Raw genomic sequence first — 18,329 nt, forward strand, 5'->3', positions numbered from 1 at the left:
GGCTGGGGTGTCTCCGGGCCGCCATTACAGGGCAGGAGCGCTGCGGGGTGCGGCCCGGCTCGCCGGGCGGGCGCCGGGGTGTCGTCCGTTCGGTGGAGTCGCGCCGCTGTCCGGGGCCCGTGCGGGGCCCCGGACAGCGGATCCTGCGGTGCGCCGGGCGCGTCACATCCTGCTGATGCGCAGGTAGCGCCGGAGGTCGGGCAGGACCCCCTTGACGAGGGCCACGGCGGCCAGGGCGGCGGTGAGGGTGACGACGGTGGTGCCGATGACGTTCTTGCTCATGCTGCTCTCCGTGTCGGGCTTCGGACGGCGGCTTCCCGGCCGACGAGTTCGGTCACCATGCGGACCGCCCCGGGCACGGCGGCCGCGACCTGCGGGCTGAGTTCCATTCCCTCGTCGAGGCAGGCGGGTTCGCAGCCCACGACGAGGATCCTGCGGGGCGGCGCGGCGCCCGTCCCCGCGCACAGGGTGTCCAGCAGGGCGAGGACGGCGTCGGGTGTCATCCGGTGGCCGTCGAGGGGGACGCCCCCGGGGTCGGCGGCCCGGCCCTCCGGCGTGGTGGCGTCGATCAGGTAGAGCGTCCCGGGTGCGCCGCCGCGGGCCGTGGCGTCGACGAGGACGAGGGTGTCCCAGCCGTCGAGGAGCCGGTAGGCGAGGTCGACGCCGCGGATCCCGACGTCGGCCACCTCGACGTGGGGCGGCAGCCCGCCCTGGGCGAGCAGGCGCGCGGTCTCGACGCCGAAGCCGTCGTCGCCGAGGAAGACGTTGCCGACGCCCGCCACGAGGGTGCGCGGGCCGGCCGGGGGTTCGGGGTCGTTCACGTGTCCTCCAGGGCGCGGACCTCGTCGGGCTGGAAGTAGAGGAAGCGGCCCTGTTCGCGCCGGATGTCGGCGCCCGGGTCGTCCTCCAGGGTGACCGCGATGTGCACCCCGCCGTCGACGTCGTGCAGCACGGCTTCGACGAGGGCGCTGCGGCCGTCCACGAACAGGTCCTGGGCGTCGGACCGGCGCAGCCGCGGGCACAGGAGCACCCTGCTGCCCGCGCTCACGGGCCGTCCGTCGACGAGCACGTGGTCCCGTGCGGGATCGACGGTCGGGTCGCCCGCCGGGTCCCACCAGGGGGTGTCCGGTGCGAAGGGGTCGGCGCCGGCGGGTGCCTGGGGTCCCGTGACCTCGCGCAGGCTGCGGACGGCTCCGTGCAGCCGCTCCAGCACCTCCTGCGGCATGCTGTCCGCCAGGTCGATGACTGCCGCGGCACGGGCGTCGGTTCCGCGGGCCTCCCGCTTCTCGTCGTCCGTGAGGGCCGCGGTGCGCAGGGCGAGGATCTCGTCGATCTCGGTCGCGTCGTAGAGCGCTCCGGGGCTCTCGGGGGCGATGGCCGGGTGGTCGTCGAGGATGATCGGCGAGGAGAGGACGAGATCGGCACGGCCGGGTTCGCCGGCCAGAACGGGCCAGGTGTTGCGGTTGTCGCAGGAGGCCACGGCGCCCCTGGCCCATTCCGGCGGGTCGGTCATCGACAGGAAGGATCCGGCGTCGAGGCGGAGCAGGGTGTGCGTGGCGACCAGGGAGTGCGCGAGCGCCGCGTGCCGGTCCGCGCCGGGTCCGGCGTTCCAGCGGCTGTCGTTCTCGACCGTGACGGACAGGCGCCGAACGCGGTACGGGCCGTCGAGTTCGGCGGTGGAGATCCGCAGGACGCCGCTGATCGCCTCGCGGCGGCGGACCAGCCGTCCGCGGACGCGCCCCCGGGCGTCGGTGACGTCCTCGGTCTCCGCGGCGGCGGGACGGCTGAAGGGCACGGTGACGCCCTCGCCGTCCAGTGCGCCGACGGGGACCGTGAGGGCGACCCGCTCCTCGACGCCCTCGTCCCACGCCGGCAGGACCCGGTCGGGCAGGCGCAGTTCGGCGACCGGGGCGTGGCTGCCGTCGGCGCGGAGCTCCTCCACGGTCCGTCGCTGGACGTGCAGGAAGCGCACCTCCAGGGCCAGTTCGGCGCCGGGCCTGGGTTCCATGAGGCAGGAGGTGTGCTGCCGCGAGTGCTCCCCGGCGGCGTTCCAGGACGGCGGTACGAGGACCCCGAACTGCCAGCGGAACCGGTTCTTGGCCGCGGACGCCCGGTACGGATAGAGGACGTAGCCCTCGAAGAGGACGGCGTCGGCGACCTGCCGCGCGACGGCGAGCCGCGCCTCGGTCTCGGAGCTGAAGACGGCGGTCGTCACCGGGCCTCCTCCCCCGCCTCGGCGAGCAGCGAGTCGACGGTGGCCTGCCAGGACGGGAGGGCGCGGCGGGACCGGTAGGCGAGCAGGGCGTCCATCGCGTCGTTCGGGAGCCGGATCCAGCCGCAGCCGGGGAAGTGCTGGTCGATCATCTCGCGCCAGACCTTCACCGGCATGCGGTGGACGACCTCCTTGTCCCAGGGCACCGGCTCGACGTGGAATCCTCCGGCGCCCGTGAAGGCGGTGCCGGAGAAGAGCAGGAGCAGCGGCACCTCGCCGTCGGTCAGCGACCGGAGGTAGCGGCTCGCGGCGATGTCGGTGTCGTAGGTGCAGGGCACGACGAGGTCGGTGTCGATCTCGCCGGTGAATCCGGGGACCATCACGGAGACCTGGGCGAACTGCACCGGGTTGAGGCTGCTGCCCCAGCGGGCGCGTTCGCCGAACAAATCGCCGAGGGCCGCGGCCTCGGTGTCGTCGTACCCGCGCCGGGCGGGCTCGATGCGGATCTGGCAGCGGAGCGCCAGGGCGTGCACCCGGGTGCCCGGTGTCGCGGTGATGCGCAGCCGGAAGACCAGCGTCGGTCCGGCCGCGTAGGTGTCGGCGCGGACGTCGGTGCAGGCGAAGGAGAACTCGGTCACGTGCTGCTCCCCTGCACCTCGCGCGCCGCTCCGCGGACGCGGGCGAAGACGGCGTCGAGGTCGGCGCGTGCCTCGGCTCCTCCGTCGAAGCCCTGCCAGTGCAGTCGCATGCGGCCCACCAGTTCGTAGCAGATGTCGATCGGCACCAGGAAGCACTCCGTGCGTCCCTGGTGACGGCGCATCAGCAGGGCCTCCACGTCGGGATCGAGGAGGTCGGCGAGCCGGGTGGCGCCGCGCACGGCCTCCCAGGCGGGGTCCTCCGGTTCGCTCTCGGCGGCGCCCGCGGGGCTGGGGTAGAGCGCCACCGCCCGGCCGAGCGCCGAGTTGTGGAAGAGGAAGGCGACCGAGACCGGGATCCGCAGCGACTCCCACACCGCGTCGTCGACGCGGTGCGCCGGATCGGCGAGGACGCGGTCCGGCACGGCCCGGAAGCGGCTCCGCGTCGCGGCCGAGTGGTCCATGAGCTGTGCGCAGGGACCGCAGGCGCAGGCCAGGGCCCGCCGGTCGACGTCGGCCAGGTGGCGGTGGCCCGCGTCGGCGAGCCGGGCCCCGCACAGTTCGCACCGCTCTTCGCGGGGCGGGCGCGGGGCGGTGAAGCGCCGCAGGCCGGTGGGGGCCGGGCGGGCCCGCGTTCCGGTCGGGTGCCCCGTCATGCGGGGCCGCCCTGGCTCGCCGGGGACGGGCGGGCTCCGATCTGGAGCAGTGCGGGCTCGCGCGCGCCCTGCGCCTCCAGTTCGACGCCGGTCACCTCGGGGGCGAAGCAGGCGAGGGCGTCCAGCGCCGCCTGCCGGGTGGCTTCCCGGGTGCTCGGGCATCCGCAGCCGGAGGAGGCCGCGACGGCGAGCGTCAGAACGCCGCTCGCCGCGTCGAAGCCGGCGTTCCGCACGTCCTGCGGCAGGCCGGACAGCGCCCGGTCGATGCGGCTGGGCAGGTCCTCCGGGTGCAGTCCGTGCAGGTTGAGCAGGCTCGCGACGAGTGCGTCCGCGAGCAGGGCGGCCATCGGTTCGGCGGAGGGCCCGGACGGGGGCCGCCCGATGAGTTCGACGACGCGGGTGAGCCCGCTGCCGTAGAACTCCACGAGGACCCGTACGAGGTCCTCGGCGGCCGCGACGGCGTCGGCGTCCCCGGTCTCCGCCAGCCGGTCGAGGACCTCCTCGACCCGCCGGCCCGCCTGCTCGGCGGTCACGGCGCTCATCCGCCCAGTCCGCTCAGGCCGGTGGGCACGTGCATCGCCTTCACGGTGCGGCCGTTGCCGGTGTACATGTGCACCCCGCACGGCAGGCACGGGTCGAAGCTGCGGACGGCGCGCATGATGTCGATGCCCTTGAAGTTCTCGGGCGTGTTCTCCTCGAAGATCGGGGTGTTCTGCACCGCGTCCTCGTAGGGTCCGGGGGTGCCGTAGGTGTCCCGGGTGGAGGCGTTCCACGGCGTGGGCGGGTACGGGTGGTAGTTGGCGATCTTGCCGTCCCGGATCACCATGTGGTGGGAGAGGACGCCCCGCACGGCCTCGGTGAAGCCGACGCCGATGGACTCGTCGGGCACCTCGAACTTCTCCCAGGTCTGGGTGCGTCCGGCCCGGACCTCCTCCAGGGCCTTCTCGGCGCTGTGCAGGGCGACGGCCGCCGCGTACGCCTGGAAGTAGGTCCGGGCGCGGTTGCGCTCCAGGGCGTTGCTCCACTGCGGGATCTTCCACTCGAAGGTGGTCTCCGGCTTGGTCAGCGTCCGGGGCAGGTTGATGACGACGCTGTGCCCGGTGGCCTTGACGTAGCCGATGTCGACCAGGCCGGACAGGGCGGTCGACCACAGGCGCGCGATGGGGCCGCCGCCGGTGTCGAGCGCCAGGTGGTCCTTGCCGTCGAACCAGCGCGGGGACATCACCCAGCTGTACTTGTCGTCGAAGTTCCGCTTCTGCGGGGCGGGGATGGTGTGCTGGTTCCACGGGTGCCGGGGATCGACGGGGTTGCCCAGCGGGTCGTGCGTGACGAACTGTTCCTGCCCCTGCCAGTCCTCGTAGTAGGAGCTGCCGAGCAGGATGCGGATGCCGAGGTTGATCCGCGTGAGGTCGTTGGTCACGAGCTTGCCGTCGACGACGACGCCCGGGGTGACGAACATCCGCCGTCCCCAGTCGGTCATGTTGGCGTACGTGAAGTCGCAGTGCTCGGGGTCGTTGAGCGCTCCCCAGCAGCCGAGGAGGACGCGGCGGCGGCCGACCTCCTCGTAGCCGGGCAGCGCTTCGTAGAAGAAGTCGAAGAGGTCGTCGTGGAGCGGGACGACCCGCTTCATGAACTCCACGTAGCGCATCAGCCGGCTGAGGTAGTCGGTGAAGAGCTGCACCGACGCGACGGTGCCGACGCCGCCCGGGTAGAGCGTGGAGGGGTGGACGTGACGCCCCTCCATCAGGCAGAACATCTCCCGGGTGTAGCGGCTGACCTGCAGCGCCTCGCGGTAGAACTCGCCTTCGAGGGGGTTGAGCGAACGCATGATGTCGGCGATCGTGCGGTAGCCGTGCTCCGCGGCGTGGGGGGCCTCGGTGCGCTCGGCGAGTTCCAGGACCCCGGGGTTGGTCTCGCGGACCATCTTCTCGCAGTAGTCGACCCCTACCAGGTTCTCCTGGAAGATGTTGTGGTCGAACATGTACTCCGCGGCCTCGCCGAGGTTGATGACCCACTCGCCCAGGTGCGGGGGCTTCACGCCGTACGCCATGTTCTGCGCGTACACGGAACAGGTGGCGTGGTTGTCGCCGCAGATGCCGCAGATGCGGCTGGTGATGAAGTGCGCGTCGCGCGGGTCCTTGCCGCGCATGAAGACGCTGTAGCCGCGGAAGACGGAGGAGGTGCTGTAGCACTCGGCGACGCGCCGCTGCTTGAAATCGATCTTGGTGTGGATGCCGAGACTGCCCACGATCCGGGTGATGGGGTCCCAGGCCATCTCCACCAGGCCGCTGCCGTCGCCCTTCGCCTTCGCCTGAGATGCCATGGTCTGTACGGTGCCCTTCTTCGGTTCTTCGACGTCACGAACGGTGGTCGGTTGAGGGGGTCTGCGGGCCGGCGGGCCCGGTCACCACGGCGGCCGGTAGCCGGTGGTGATCCGGTCGCCGGTGTGCCGCCACTTCGGCTCCCTGTCCACGGTCCTGGCCGTGATGCTCCGCAGCCGGCGGATGACGGAGCCGTAGACGCCGCTGGCGGAGCTGGAGACCTTGGCGCCGGGCGGTTCGTCCATGAACGGCATGAACTTGTCCGGGAAGCCCGGCATCGTGCAGGCGATGCAGATGCCCCCGACGTTCGGGCATCCGCCGATGCCGTTCATCCAGCCGCGCTTGGGGACGTTGCACTTGACGACCGGCCCCCAGCAACCGAGCTTGACCAGGCACTTGGGCGAGTCGTAGGTGGTGGCGAACTGGCCCTGCTCGTAGTAGCCCGCGCGGTCGCAGCCCTCGTGCACCGTCGCTCCGAAGAGCCAGGTCGGGCGGAGCTTGTCGTCCAGCGGGATCATCGGCGCGGAGCCGACCGCCTGGTAGAGCAGGTAGGTGAGGGTCTCCGCGAAGTTGTCCGGCTGGATGGGGCAGCCGGGCACGCACACGATGGGGATGCCGGCGCCGGACTTCCAGTCCCACCCGAGGTAGTCCGGCAGGCCCATCGCGCCGGTGGGGTTGCCCGCCATGGCGTGGATGCCGCCGTACGTGGCGCAGGTGCCGATCGCGACCACCGCGAGCGCCTTGGGGGCCAGCCGGTCGATCCATTCGCTGGTGGTGATGGGCTGGCCGGTCTCCGGGTTGTCGCCGAAGCCGCTCCAGTACCCCTCGGGCTTGATGTCCTCGTTCGGGATCGAACCCTCGACGACCAGCACGAACGGGTCGATCTCGCCCCGCTCCCCCTTGAAGAACCACTCGATGAACGTGTCGGCGCCGCCCACCGGACCGCACTCGAAGTCGATCAGCGGCCAGTGGACCGCGATCTTCGGCAGTCCGGGCAGGCCCGCCAGCGCGATCTCCTCGATGCTGGGCTGCATCGCGGCGGTCAGGGCCACCGAGTCGCCGTCGCAGCTCAGTCCCGCGTTGATCCAGAGGATGTGGATCGGCTTCTCGTCGCTGCCGGGTGCGGCGCCCCGGTCCTCGGCCGGGGCCTGCGTGGTGTCGTTCATGGGTCGCCTCCTGCGGAGGATGGGGCGGAGGCCCGCTTCGGGCCCTGCGTACGAGTCAACGGTCGGCCGGACCGGCCGGGCCCGCACCCCGGGAGTCGGGGGATCCCGCACTCTGGGGCTCCTTGCGGGCGAAGGCCCGGCGCAGGTCGTGGAAGGGCGCCGCGGGATCGTCGAAGATCGCCCGCATCCGGCGCAGCTCACGCTCCCGGTGGGCCGCCAGGGGCGTCCGCGCCTCCCTGACCTCGTGTTCCGCCTTCTTCGCCGCCACGCGGGACGCGACGCCGGGGTGCGAGGCGAGGCGCGCGGCCATGCGGGTGATCTCGTCGGAGAACCCGCCCGGCCCGCAGTCGACGACCCGGTCGACGAGGCCGAGGCTGCGGGCGGCGCCGGCAGCCACCGGCCGGGCACTGCGGGTGAGGCGCTCCGCGAGAACCGGGCCCACCTTGCGGGGCAGGGTGTGCGTCCAGTACTCCGATCCGTACAGCCCCATGCGCCGGTAGTGGGGGTTGAGGACGGAGCCCCGGCGGCACCACACCTCGTCCGCGGCCAGCGCCAGCATCACCCCGCCCGCGGCGGCGTTGCCGCCGATCGCGCTGACCACGAGCCGGTCGGTCGTGGTCAGGACCGCCTCGACGAGGTCGTTCATGGCGTTGATGTTGGCCCAGGCCTCGGCGGCCGGGTCGGCGGCGGCCTCGATCACATGGAGGTGGATGCCGTTGGAGAAGAAGTCGCGCTGTCCGCCGAGGACCAGGACGGACGTGGGGCGCCCGCAGGCCGCCCGGTAGGCGCTCAGCAGGCGACGGCAGTGGTCGGTGCTCATCGCGCCACCGGGGAAGGCGAAGGACAGCACCCCCAGCGGCCCCTGCTCCCGGTAGCGGATGTCGGACCACGTCCGGCCCCGCGCCGGTGCGGCGACGGGCACGGGCGGCTCGGGGAGCTCCGGCAGCCGGCCCGCCAGAGCGAGGGTGGCGGGCAGTTTGCAGGCACGCGCCTCGCCGGCGGCGGTCCGGGCGCGCAGCTCCGGGATCCAGACGGCGCCGTCCCCGGTGGCCCGGCAGACCGCGCCCGCCCGGGTCGCCAGCAGCTCTCCCGGCCGGCCGCGCAGACCGTCCTCCGGGTGGCCTCCGTGCAGGAACCACTCGGCCCCGAGCAGCTCGTCCAGGACGCCGGGCTGGGAGTCGGCGGCGCGCAGGCGCCGCAGGACCGTCTCGGTGTCCTGGTCCCAGGAGATCCGGCGCTCCTCCTGGCGGAGGAAGGGCCGGGCGCGCGCCGGGCCGGTCTGCGGGCTCGGTGCGGCCCCGGCGGCGATCCGCTCGACGGCGAGGTGCACGGCGGTCATCGCGGCGTCGGACAGTTCGTTGCGGTAGAGGTCGCTCTTGCCCACCGCCGGGACACGGAAGGGGACGGTGGCCCAGACGTCGCCCGCGTCCATCTCCTCGTCGGCCTGCAGGACGGTGACGCCCCACTCGTCGGCGCCGTCCTGGATCGCCCGGTCCAGGGAGGACGGCCCGCGGTCGCCCACCGGACCCGGGTGCACGATCAGACAGTGGCGGCTCGACCAGACGTCCCGGGGTACGACCGCCTTCAGCAGGGGCGCGAGGACCAGGTCCGGGGCGTGCCGCACGACGGCCTCCCGGATGGCCGCCCCGTCGGGCGTGATCTCCACGGCGACGGCGTGCCCGCGGTCCTGCAGTTCGGCCCGGGCCCGCTGGGTCAGACTGTTGTAGCTACTGGCGATGAGCAGAATGCGCATGGCAGCCCTCCCGCGTCGTCGTGGAAGCCTCGCGCCGGGGCCGCGGGTCGGGGGCGGCCCCAGCGATCGTCGGGCAACCCGGACGGAGAGGGCGGCGACGCCTCCCGGGGCCTCACTCGATAGAGACCCGATTCCCACCACTTGGCGGCAGCTCGCCGTGGGGAGCCGGGGGCGAGGGGACGGGGGCAGGGGGCCGGGGCCGCCGGAGCGGCCCCGGGCGTGGCCGGGCCGGGCCCGGCGCGCCGCTCACTGCGGCATGAGCACCGTGTCGATGACGTGCACGGTCGCGTTCGAGGTGGGCACGTCGCCGCAGACGACGGCGGCGGTGCCGTTCACCTTGTACGCGTCCCCGGACCCGCTGGTGGTCAGGGTGCCGCCCTGCAGTGTCCTGAACGACCCGTCCGCGAGGTCCGCCTTGTCCACGGGCCGGTCGACCACGTGGTAGGTGAGGATCTTCGTGAGGGTGGCCTTGTCGGCGAGGACCTTGTCCAGGTCAGCCTTCGGGATCTTGGCGAACGCGGCGTTGGTGGGCGCGAAGACCGTGATGTCCTTGGCGTTGTTCAGCGTGTCGACCAGACCGGCCTTCTTCACGGCGGCCACCAGGGTCGACAGCTGCGGGTTGCCGGCCGCCGCCGTCGCCACCGGCTGCTGCGCCATGGTGTCGAGCGAACCGGCCCCCTGGGCGGGGACCGACGCGCAGGCCGGACCGAAGGGGCCGTCTCCGTCGTCGGCCGACGCGTGCGGGGCCAGGGCTCCGAGCGAGACCACGAGGGCGGCGGCGGCCAGGGCGGCCGGGACACGACGTCGGGTGAGCGTGGTGTTCATGACGTGCTCCTCCGTCCGGCCGGACGCCCGGCGGGCGGCGGCCGTGGATCGGGTTGTCCTCTCACCCTGGGCTTCGACGCGGGGCGGGTCCCCGGATGAGACGGACGGCGCTTTTCCTCGCACCGGCCGCCCGTGCCACGAAAGCCCGGCGGAGGCGCATCCGCGGCGCGTCCGCCCGCCGAAGACCCGGAGGGGCTGCCACAGGGCACCCGCAGGCACGGAGCGATCAGGACCGGTATGACGGCTACGCACTGGCTCTTCGGCGACCAGCTCGGTCCCGCCTTCCTCGCGGCGGGCGCGGGCGGTCCGGCCCGGGACGCCCCGGTGGTGATGATCGAGTCGCGGGCCGTCTTCCGCCGCCGCAGATTCCACCGGGCCAAGGCCCATCTGATCCTGTCGGCGATGCGGCACCGAGCCGCCGAACTCGGCGACCGGGTGCGCTACGTGCGCGCCGACACGTACCGGGAAGGGCTGCGGCGGGCCGTGGGCGACGGGCCGGTGACGGTGCACCACCCCACCTCGCGGGCGGCGCTGGAGCTCGTACGGTCGCTGGACAACGTCACCGTCCTCCCGCCGCGCGGCTTCCTGGTCCGTCACGAGGACTTCGCCGCCTGGACGCACGGGCGGCGCACGCTGCGGATGGAGGCCTTCTACCGGCGCGTCCGCGGCGACCACGACCTGCTGATGGAGGGCGGGCAGCCGGCCGGCGGCACCTGGAACCTCGACCACGAGAACCGGGAGCCGCCGCCCCGGGGTGCGCGGACGCTGGACGCCCCGGCGCCGTACCGGCCCCGGGAGGACGCCGTCGACGAGGAGGTCCGCCGCGACCTCGACCGCTGGGAGCGGGCCGGGGACGTCTCCTTCGTCGGCCGGGACGGCCCGCGGCTGTTCCCCGCGGACCGGCGCCAGGCCCTCGCCGCCCTGGACCGGTTCCTGCGCCACCGGCTGGCCGGGTTCGGCGCGTACGAGGACGCGATGCTCGCCGCGGACGACACGCTGAGCCACAGTCTGCTGTCCTCGTCCCTGAATCTCGGCCTGCTCGACCCGGCCGAGTGCGTGGAGGGAGCCGAGGCCGTGTGGCGGGCCGGCGAGGCACCGCTGAACTCGGTCGAGGGATTCGTCCGGCAGATCGCCGGCTGGCGGGAGTACGTCTGGCAGCTCTACTGGCACTTCGGCGAGGACTACCGGACCTCGAACGCGCTCGGCCACACCGCCGCCCTGCCCGGCTGGTGGGACGACCTCGACGCGGACGCCGTGTCGGCCCACTGCCTGGCGACCGTGCTGCGCCAGGTCAGGGACACGGGATGGACCCACCACATCCCGCGGCTGATGGTGCTGGGGAGCTACGCGCTCCAGCGGGGCTGGGACCCGGCCGCCGTGACGGACTGGTTCCACCGCAGCTTCGTCGACGGTTACGACTGGGTGATGCTGCCCAATGTGGTGGGGATGTCCCAGTACGCCGACGGCGGCAGGATGACCACGAAGCCGTACACCTCCGGCGGCGCCTACATCGACCGCATGAGCGATCTCTGCGGGCCCTGCCCGTATCGCCCGGACCGCCGGGTGGGGGAGGACGCCTGCCCGTTCACGGCGGGCTACTGGGCCTTCCTGCACCGCCATCGCGGGACGCTCCGGCACAACGCCCGGATCTCCCGGGCGGTGCACGGCCTCGACCGTCTGCGGGACCTGCCGGCCCTGCTGGAGCAGGAACGGGCGCGGGGCGGGGAGCCTCCGTGAGGGGCCGGCGGTCCCGGTGCGCCCGGTGCGGCGCCCCGCGACCGGCCCCGCGGCTCCGGACCGCGGAGCGGCATCCGGCCCGTCGGCGCCAGGCGCCCGGGCCCGTACGAGAGAAGAGGACGGCATGCGGAGCACGGACGGCGGACGGTACGACGTGGTGGTCGTCGGAGCGGGGGCCGCCGGGCTCGCCTGCGCCGGCGACCTGGTGGCGGCGGACCTGCGGGTGCTGCTGCTGGAGGCGGACGGGACGGTGGGCGGACGGATGCGCACCGACCGGGTGGCGGGCTTCACCGTGGACCGCGGCTTCCAGGTCTTCAACACCTCGTATCCCCAGGTGAAGCGGCGCGTCGACCTGAAGGCGCTGCGGCTGCGGCCCTTCACGCCCGGGGTGCTCGTGCACACCGAGGACGGGCCGTTCCGGTTCACCGACCCCACCCGACGGCTCCGGGAGAGCCGTGACCTGCTGCCCGGTCGGCTCGCGTCCGGCCGTGACCTGCTCGCGCTCTCCGCGCTGACGGCGCGGGACGTGCTGGCGCCGGCGTCCGTGCTGCGGCGCGGCAGGGACGGGACCACGCTCACGGCCCTCGCCGAGGCGGGCGTGTCGCCGCAGCTGGTGGAGACGTTCTTCCGGCCCTTCCTCGCGGGCGTCTTCCTGGAGGACGAGCTGGAGACCTCGGCCCGCTTCTTCCACCTGGTGTGGCGGAGCATGCTGCGCGGCACCCTCTGTCTCCCGGCCGGAGGGATCGGGGCGGTTCCCGCGCAGCTCGCCGCCCGGCTGCCCGCCGGCGTGCTGCGGACCGGTTGCCCGGTCACGGCCCTGACGGAACACGGCGTGGCCGTCGCCGACGGACCCGGGGTGGAGTCCCGCGCGGTGGTCGTCGCCACCGGCCAGCGCGTCGCGGCCGGGCTGCTGCCGGGGCTCCGGGTCCCGGACGGGCGGACGGTCACCACGCTCTACCACGCGACGCCCCGGCCCCCGCTGACGGAGCCCGTGCTCGTCGTCGACTCCCACCGCCGGTTCCTGAACACCTGTGTCCTCACCGCCGTCCAGCCCGGTTTCTCGGCCGACGGACGCGCGCTGGTGTCCACGTCGGTGCTGGGCTCCCCCGGTCCGGCCGCGACGGACGCGGTCCTGCGGGCCCTGGGCGAGGTGTACGGGACGGACACGGGCGACTGGGAGCTCGTCCACCGCGTCACGGTCCCCGACGCCCTGCCGGCGATGCCCGGCGCCACCCCGCTGTCGCGGGGCACCCGCTTCGCGCCCGGGCGGTACGTGTGCGGGGACCACCGGGCCACCGGTTCGCTCCAGGGCGCGCTGGCCTCCGGGGCGCGCGCGGCACGCGAGGTCCTCGACGACCTGCGCAAGGGCCCCGACATGCGCATCGTTTCCGCATCGTAAGGTGGAGGAATGGCCACGACGACGCACGGGATCACGACGGGCGCGGTCGCGCGGCGCCTGGGAGTCTCCCCGACCACGGTGCGCTCCTGGGACCAGCGCTACGGCATCGGCCCGGCGGTGCGCGGGGACGGACGGCACCGCAGATGGAGTCCGGCGGACGTGGCGATGCTGGAGGAGATGTGCCGCCTCACGTCGTCCGGCGTCCCTCCCGCCGAGGCGGCCCGGGCCGCCCAGCGGGTGCGGGCCGGGGCGGAGGCCGGCGGGGCGCCCGCCGCACGGCCGGCCGTCCCCGCTCCGCCGGTCGAGCCGGTCGAGCCCGCGGAGCCGGAGGGGCCTGCGGACCCCGCGGAGGGGCTTCCGGCGCCCGCCGACGGGGCGCCCCGGAAAGGCCGCAGGTCGGGGCCCGCCAGCGGACTGCCGCTGGGTGACGTGCGGCAGGAGTGCCGGGGGCTCGCCCGCGCCGCGGTGCGTCTCGACGGTCCGTCCATGGACCGGATCCTGCAGGAGGTCCTCGCCCAGCACGGGCTGGTCACCGCCTGGGAGGAGGTGATGGCCCCGACCCTGCACGCGGTGGGCCGCAAGTGGGAGTCCTCGGACGACCGTTACGTCGAGGTGGAGCACCTGCTGTCCTGGCACGTCTCCACCGCGCTGCGGCGGGCCGTCGTCGCCGCGCCGTCGGCGGTCTCCCCCGGCGCCGCACCGGTCGTGCTGGCCTGCGTCCCGGCGGAGCAGCACACGCTGCCCCTGGAGGCGCTCGCGGCGGGGCTGGCCGAACGGGGCCTGCCGACACGGATGTTCGGCGCGGCGGTCCCCGCCGAGGCCCTGGACGCGGCGGTGCGGCGGCTGGGTCCGGCCGCCGTGGCGCTCTGGTCGCAGGCACGCTCGACCGCGAACCACGCCCTCGCCCGCCATGTCGCCGGCACGGCGTTCGGGGTGAGGGGAGCGCGCACCGCTCCGCTGGTCCTGCTCGCCGGGCCCGGGTGGCTCGGCGGGCGGCCCGGACCCGGCATGGTCCGGCCCGCCGGACTGCGCGAGGCCGTCGACGTGATCGCACGCCGCTACGAGAACCGGGCCGCGCCCGGGGAGGGCTGAGTGCCCCTCCCCCACGGGCGGTTCGGCGCGGGCCTCGTCCCCGCCGGCGGTTCGGCCCGGCCTCGTAGGGCGTGGCGGGTTCCTACGAGCCGGTCCGCGCGGGCTTCGTACGGCGCGGCGGGCGCGGGAAGAAGCCGCTGGTGCGGGCGCGGTAGGCGGCGTAGCCGGGGCGGTCGGCCATGTGCGCCTCCAGGAGGCGCTTGCCGCTGCCCCAGATGAGCAGGGCACTCATCACGAGCGGTGAGACCAGGGTGAGCAGCGCGGTCTGCCAGGTGGCGCAGACGGCCGTCAGGTACAGGCCCCACCAGACGCAGAAGTCTCCGAAGTAGTTGGGGTGCCGGGTCCAGCTCCACAGCCCCTGGTCCATGACGCGGCCGCGGTTGGCCGGGTCGGCCTTGAAGCGGGCGAGCTGACGGTCCCCCAGCCCCTCGAAGGCCAGGCCGGTCGCCCAGACGGCCAGTCCCAGGTAGGCGGTGGCGCCGAGCGGGTCGGGCAGCAGGACGCCGACCTGGACGGGCAGGGAGACCAGCCAGACGAGGCCGCCCTGGAGCAGGTAGACGGTCCGCAGCGCGTAGAGCGTGGGGTTGCCGCGGGCGCGGGCCAGCATCCGGGCGTAGCGCGGGTCCTCGCCGTGGCCCCGGCCGCGCCGGGCGATGTGGACCGCGAGCCGCAGTCCCCACAGGACGGTGGCGAGCGCGACGACGGTGCGGCGCACGTCGTCGCCGTGCCCCGCCGAGAGGGACCAGGCCACGACGGCGACGGCGGCGAAGGCGACTCCCCAGGCGACGTCCACGATCCGGTGCAGGCCCTTCGCCGTGCCGACGGCGAAGGCCACCAGCATGACGGCGAGCGCCGCGCCGGCCGAGGCCGCCGTCACGCCGGCGAGGGCTCCGGTGTCGACGACGGTCACGAGACTCCCCCGTCCCGGGGAGCGGGGGCGCCGGGCAGGGAGGACCCGCCGTCGGTGCGCGTCCGCACGGCGGGCGGCCGGATCGTTCGCCGGCGGTTCATCGGCTGCCCTCCGTGCGGGGGTCCGCGGTGAGCAGGAGCTGGCGGACGTCGAGGTAGCCCGAGCGGAATCCGGCCTCGGAGTAGGCGAGGTAGAACTCCCAGAGGCGCCGGAAGACCGGGTCGAAGCCGAGCGCGGAGACCGCGGTCTCCTGGCTCAGGAAGCGTTCCCGCCACTGCCGGAGGGTTTCCGCGTAGTGGGCGCCGTAGCCGGTGTCGTGGGTGATGCGCAGGCCCGCGGCGGCGCTCTCCGCCGCCAGGGACTCCGGTGAGGGGATCAGCCCGCCGGGGAAGACGTACTTGCTGATCCAGGTGTGGGTGCGGGCGGTGGCGAGCATCCGCGCGTGCGGCATCGTGATGGCCTGGAGTGCGACGCGGCCGCCCGGGGCGAGGAGCCGCCGGAGGGCCGCGAAGTAGTCGGGCCAGTACTCGGCCCCGACGGCCTCGATCATCTCGACGCTGACGACGGCGTCGTAGCGGCCGCGGATGTCGCGGTAGTCGAGGAGCTCGACGCTCACGCGGTCGGCGACGCCGGCCTCCGCGACGCGCCGGCGGGCGAGGGCGAGCTGTTCCTCGGAGAGGGTGACGGTGCGGACCCGGGCTCCCCGGGCGGCGGCGCGGATCGCGAGTTCGCCCCATCCGGTGCCGATCTCCAGGAGTTCGGTGCCGGGGCCGGTCCCGGCCAGATCGAGCAGCCGGTCGATCTTGCGGTGCTGGGCGGCGGTGAACTCCGCGTCGGGAAGGATCCGCCGGTCCTCCGGGAGGGGGTCGAAGACCGCCGAGGAGTAGCTGAGGCCGGGGTCGAGGAAGAGGGCGAACAGCTCGTTGGAGAGGTCGTAGTGGCGCTGGATGTTGCTGCGGGCGCCGTCGGGGGTGTTGAGGTCGGCGGCGGGCCGGCGGCGCACCCAGGCGCCCCGCAGCCGGCGCAGCGGGGCGGGGACGAGTTCGTCGACGTGCCGGGCGAGCACGGTGAGGACACCGACGAGGTCGTCGGCGTCCCACTCGCCGGCCATGTACGCCTCTCCGAAGCCGATGAGTCCGTCGGCGCCGATCCGCCGGTGGAAGGCACCGGGGTCGTGGAGCGTCAGGGTCGGCAGGGCGGCCTCGCCCGCGCGCCCGGGGGGCACCGCGGCGTCGTCCGCCCGGCCCGGGGGCACCGGGCCGGGCTCCCCGTGGCCCCGCCCGGCGGAGGAGCCGGCGCCGGTGCCCTGTATCCGCAGGGGCAGCCGGGCGAGCGCCCGTTCGACGAGGTGCCGGGCGACGGCCGTGCGCAGCGCCGACGCGCGGGGCGGCCGGGCGACGTCGGGCCAGCGGTCCGGGTCCACCGGGACCGCGTCCGCCGGGGTGACGGGTGCGGCCGAAAGGACGGTGTGGGTCACGGGGTGCCTTCCTTCAGGGTGGAGAGGGGCCGGGGTCGGGGTCGCACGGGCAGGCCCTTGAGGTAGAGGCGGATCCCGTGGAAGCGGATGCCGAGGGAGACGGCGAGGGTCGACCAGGGGCGGCGCAGCGCGGCGGCGAGCACCGTGCGGGGACGGGCCGGCCGATGGGTGCCCCGGACGACGGCCGTCAGGGGGCGGGTGCCGTCCCCGTGGCGGAGCTGGACGGTGAGGTCGAGGTGGTCCCCGGGCAGCGGCAGCCGCATCCGGTAGACGCCCTCGACGTCGAGGAACGGGGAGACGTAGAAGTCCTTGGCGACCTCGGCGCGGCCCCGCTCGTCGGGGCGCAGCAGATAGGCGTGACGTCCCCCGTACGTGTTGTGCACCTCCGCGACGACGCAGACCGGGCGCCCGGCGCGGTCGTGGCACCAGTACAGGGTCAGCGGGTTGAAGACGTGCCCGAGGACCCGTGCGTGCGTGAGCATCAGCACCCGTCCGTCGGCGTCCCGGACGCCATGGGCGGCGAGGTGGGCGTCGAGGCCGGCCCGGAGGGTGGGGGCGTCGCCGTCGAAGTGGTCGCGGGGGTCGAAGCGGGCGAGCGGGCGCAGGGGCCGGGGCAGCACCGGCAGGTCGTCCAGGTCGACCAGCCACTGGTAGGTGCGGTGGCGCAGGGCGTAGCGGAAGGGGGTGACGCGGGTGTGGGTGATCTCGATGTCGTACAGGGCGGGCACGGCGGGCCGCCGGGGTGGGGCGACGGCGTCCGGGGTGCGGGGCTCGGGCGTGGCCGGGGTGCGGGAGGCGGGCATCACCAGGTCACCCCCAGGTGCCGGGCGGCCTCGACGCCGGAGCGGCAGCCGTCCTCGTGGAAGCCCCAGCCGTGGTAGGCACCCGCGTACGCGGTGACCGGGCTGCGCAGACCGGGCAGGAGGCGCTGTGCCGCGACGGACTCCGGTGTGTAGACGGGGTGTTCGTAGGTCATGCGGGCCAGGACGGTCGACTCGTCGAGGCGCTCGTCCGGGTTGAGCGTGACGATGTGCGGCTCGCTCGTGCGGAGCCGCTGGAGCCGGTTCATGTCGTAGCTGACCTGGACGGCGCCCGGACGCGCGGCGCAGGAGGGCAGCCGGTAGTTCCAGGAGGCGCGGGCGTGCGGCGAGCGCGGCAGCAGCCTCGTGTCGCGGTGCAGGACGGTCGGGTTGCGGGAGTAGGTGAAGGCGCCGAGGACCCGGCGTTCCTGCTCGGTGGGATCGGCGAGGAGGCGCAGGGCCTGGTCGGGGTGGACCGCGACGACGACGGCCGCGTGCTCCGTCGACTCGCCGTCGGCGGTCACGACCGTGGCGCGGTCGGCGCCGCGGACGACGGCGCGGACCGGGGTCGCGGTCCGGACGGAGCTCACGGACTTGGCGACGCGCTCGACGTACGCCGCGGAGCCGCCGGTGACGGTCTTCCACTGAGGGGAGCCGGTCACCGAGAGGAGTCCGTGGTGGTCGAGGAAGCGGAACAGGTAGACGGCCGGGTAGCGCAGCGCCGTGTCGGGCGCGCACGACCAGACGGCGGAGACCAGCGGGACGGCGAAGTGGCTGACGAAGTAGGCGGAGAAGCGGTGGGCCCGGAGGAAGTCTCCGAGCGTGCGCGTCGTGTCGTCGGCGGACAGCAGGCGGCGGGCGGCCCGGTGGAAGCGCGGGATGTCGGCGAGCATGCGGAGGTGGCGGCCCCGGCGGATGTTGCCGCCGCCGAGGATGCCGCGTATGCCGCGCGCGCCCGCGTACTCGAGGCCGCATCCGTCGCAGCGGACGGACATGCTCATCTCGGAGTCCTGGGTGGCGACGCCGAGTTCGCGGAAGAGGCGGAGGAGGTGGGGGTAGGTGCGCTCGTTGTGGACGATGAATCCGGTGTCCACGTGGAGCGTCGCCCCCTCGCGGGAGGGCAGTTCGTGGGTGTGCGCGTGGCCGCCGAGCCGGTCCTCGGACTCGTACAGCACCACGTCGTGGGCCCGGGACAGGACGTGGGCCGCGGTGAGTCCCGCGATCCCCGCCCCCACGACCGCGACGCTTCGTCCGTTCATCGTCTCCACCCTTGTGCGGGGGCCGGCGGCCGGTGGCGGCCGCGGCCCGTTCCTCTGCTGTCGGTTGTTCGGAGCCCTCGCCCGGCC

Annotated in this window: 17 protein-coding genes; 3 read left to right on the top strand and 14 right to left on the bottom strand. The window is 74.4% G+C overall.

The window, feature by feature from the left end:
• Nucleotides 1-162: 162 nt before the first annotated feature.
• The 10 genes from ACGF1Z_RS02295 to ACGF1Z_RS02340 form a co-directional block, all read right to left on the bottom strand.
• On the bottom strand, nucleotides 163-282 hold the full coding sequence (locus ACGF1Z_RS02295; RefSeq protein ID WP_392998968.1) for a DUF6893 family small protein: 120 nt from the start codon (nucleotides 280-282) through the stop codon (nucleotides 163-165).
• On the bottom strand, nucleotides 279-821 hold the full coding sequence (locus tag ACGF1Z_RS02300; RefSeq protein ID WP_392998970.1) for a hydrogenase maturation protease: 543 nt from the start codon (nucleotides 819-821) through the stop codon (nucleotides 279-281). Before ACGF1Z_RS02300 ends, ACGF1Z_RS02295 begins: the two co-directional genes overlap by 4 nt.
• The gene (locus tag ACGF1Z_RS02305) at nucleotides 818-2,215 is read right to left on the bottom strand and encodes a hypothetical protein (RefSeq protein ID WP_392998972.1); all 1,398 of its coding nucleotides are present in this window, start codon (nucleotides 2,213-2,215) and stop codon (nucleotides 818-820) included. Before ACGF1Z_RS02305 ends, ACGF1Z_RS02300 begins: the two co-directional genes overlap by 4 nt.
• The gene (locus ACGF1Z_RS02310) at nucleotides 2,212-2,850 is read right to left on the bottom strand and encodes a DUF6084 family protein (RefSeq protein ID WP_392998974.1); all 639 of its coding nucleotides are present in this window, start codon (nucleotides 2,848-2,850) and stop codon (nucleotides 2,212-2,214) included. The genes ACGF1Z_RS02305 and ACGF1Z_RS02310 overlap by 4 nt, the downstream gene beginning before the upstream one ends.
• Nucleotides 2,847-3,503, bottom strand: a complete 657-nt coding sequence (locus tag ACGF1Z_RS02315; protein ID WP_392998976.1) for a DUF5947 family protein — start codon at nucleotides 3,501-3,503, stop codon at nucleotides 2,847-2,849. Before ACGF1Z_RS02315 ends, ACGF1Z_RS02310 begins: the two co-directional genes overlap by 4 nt.
• On the bottom strand, nucleotides 3,500-4,045 hold the full coding sequence (locus ACGF1Z_RS02320) for a hypothetical protein (protein ID WP_392998978.1): 546 nt from the start codon (nucleotides 4,043-4,045) through the stop codon (nucleotides 3,500-3,502). Before ACGF1Z_RS02320 ends, ACGF1Z_RS02315 begins: the two co-directional genes overlap by 4 nt.
• Nucleotides 4,042-5,826: a nickel-dependent hydrogenase large subunit gene (locus tag ACGF1Z_RS02325; protein ID WP_392998980.1), complete on the bottom strand. Its 1,785-nt coding sequence runs from the start codon at nucleotides 5,824-5,826 to the stop codon at nucleotides 4,042-4,044. The genes ACGF1Z_RS02320 and ACGF1Z_RS02325 overlap by 4 nt, the downstream gene beginning before the upstream one ends.
• An 81-nt stretch (nucleotides 5,827-5,907) precedes the next feature.
• The gene (locus tag ACGF1Z_RS02330) at nucleotides 5,908-6,990 is read right to left on the bottom strand and encodes a hydrogenase expression protein HypE (RefSeq protein WP_392998982.1); all 1,083 of its coding nucleotides are present in this window, start codon (nucleotides 6,988-6,990) and stop codon (nucleotides 5,908-5,910) included.
• Between the two features lie 55 nt (nucleotides 6,991-7,045).
• Nucleotides 7,046-8,743 (bottom strand): enoyl-CoA hydratase-related protein, encoded by a 1,698-nt coding sequence (locus ACGF1Z_RS02335; protein WP_392998984.1) that lies wholly within the window; start codon nucleotides 8,741-8,743, stop codon nucleotides 7,046-7,048.
• A gap of 246 nt (nucleotides 8,744-8,989) precedes the next feature.
• Entirely contained in the window at nucleotides 8,990-9,568 is a 579-nt protein-coding gene (locus ACGF1Z_RS02340; RefSeq protein WP_392998986.1) for a fasciclin domain-containing protein, read from the bottom strand.
• A 237-nt stretch (nucleotides 9,569-9,805) separates the two neighbouring features.
• Between ACGF1Z_RS02340 and ACGF1Z_RS02345 the strand changes: the two genes are divergently transcribed.
• The 3 genes from ACGF1Z_RS02345 to ACGF1Z_RS02355 all read left to right on the top strand — a co-directional run bounded on the left by ACGF1Z_RS02345 (nucleotide 9,806) and on the right by ACGF1Z_RS02355 (nucleotide 13,796).
• Complete coding sequence (locus ACGF1Z_RS02345) at nucleotides 9,806-11,305, top strand: cryptochrome/photolyase family protein (RefSeq protein WP_392998988.1); 1,500 nt, start codon at nucleotides 9,806-9,808, stop codon at nucleotides 11,303-11,305.
• 124 nt (nucleotides 11,306-11,429) lie between these two features.
• Nucleotides 11,430-12,704 (top strand): NAD(P)/FAD-dependent oxidoreductase, encoded by a 1,275-nt coding sequence (locus ACGF1Z_RS02350; protein WP_392998990.1) that lies wholly within the window; start codon nucleotides 11,430-11,432, stop codon nucleotides 12,702-12,704.
• 9 nt (nucleotides 12,705-12,713) lie between these two features.
• Entirely contained in the window at nucleotides 12,714-13,796 is a 1,083-nt protein-coding gene (locus tag ACGF1Z_RS02355; protein ID WP_392998992.1) for a MerR family transcriptional regulator, read from the top strand.
• Nucleotides 13,797-13,878: 82 nt separating this feature from the next.
• Here the strand turns inward: ACGF1Z_RS02355 and ACGF1Z_RS02360 are convergent, their stop codons facing one another.
• From ACGF1Z_RS02360 to ACGF1Z_RS02375, 4 genes are all read right to left on the bottom strand, one after another.
• Complete coding sequence (locus tag ACGF1Z_RS02360; protein ID WP_392998994.1) at nucleotides 13,879-14,706, bottom strand: DUF1295 domain-containing protein; 828 nt, start codon at nucleotides 14,704-14,706, stop codon at nucleotides 13,879-13,881.
• 97 nt (nucleotides 14,707-14,803) lie between these two features.
• On the bottom strand, nucleotides 14,804-16,183 hold the full coding sequence (locus ACGF1Z_RS02365) for a class I SAM-dependent methyltransferase (RefSeq protein ID WP_392998996.1): 1,380 nt from the start codon (nucleotides 16,181-16,183) through the stop codon (nucleotides 14,804-14,806).
• Nucleotides 16,180-16,986 (bottom strand): DUF1365 domain-containing protein, encoded by an 807-nt coding sequence (locus tag ACGF1Z_RS02370; protein WP_392998998.1) that lies wholly within the window; start codon nucleotides 16,984-16,986, stop codon nucleotides 16,180-16,182. Before ACGF1Z_RS02370 ends, ACGF1Z_RS02365 begins: the two co-directional genes overlap by 4 nt.
• Nucleotides 16,986-18,242: an NAD(P)/FAD-dependent oxidoreductase gene (locus ACGF1Z_RS02375; RefSeq protein WP_392999000.1), complete on the bottom strand. Its 1,257-nt coding sequence runs from the start codon at nucleotides 18,240-18,242 to the stop codon at nucleotides 16,986-16,988. The genes ACGF1Z_RS02370 and ACGF1Z_RS02375 overlap by 1 nt, the downstream gene beginning before the upstream one ends.
• Between the last annotated feature and the right edge of the window lie 87 nt (nucleotides 18,243-18,329).

The organism is Streptomyces sp. NPDC048018, assembly GCF_043202995.1.
GTDB lineage: Bacteria > Actinomycetota > Actinomycetes > Streptomycetales > Streptomycetaceae > Streptomyces.